Raw genomic sequence first — 337 nt, 5'->3', positions numbered from 1 at the left:
AGCCTGTAACAACCCTGCGGTGTTATCCAGTTCGCCACTGTTGACCGTCAGCGTGTCTTCGGCTATCACCTGCCCCGCGGTATTGGTGAAGGGATGGCCTGTGGTCTGGCTATTGATATGCTGTGCCAGCAACACCCCCTGCGTGTTATCTAGAGTCTGGCTGGTCGTGGTCAGTCGGGTTTTGGCTTCAAGATGGCCGTGAGCGTTTTGAATGGCTTTGTCAACAGTGAGGGTGGCGCTGTCCCCGGTTGCCACGATGCTCCCCCGGCGATTATCCAGTTGAGTGGCGCTCAGTTGGAGCGCGTGGCCCGCTTCCAGCCGACCTGACTGATTATCC

The 337-nt window shown here is 58.2% G+C and carries 1 protein-coding gene; it reads right to left on the bottom strand.

Going from position 1 to position 337, the window contains the following annotated elements; translation table 11 throughout:
* Positions 1 to 337, bottom strand: a 337-nt coding sequence (locus ACGF49_RS25055) for a hypothetical protein (protein ID WP_387493476.1), incomplete at both ends; no start/stop codon positions are given.

The organism is Photorhabdus sp. RM96S (assembly GCF_042879335.1).
GTDB classification, from domain to species: Bacteria; Pseudomonadota; Gammaproteobacteria; order Enterobacterales; family Enterobacteriaceae; genus Photorhabdus; species Photorhabdus kayaii.
This window is presented reverse-complemented; position numbering and strand designations above follow the sequence as displayed.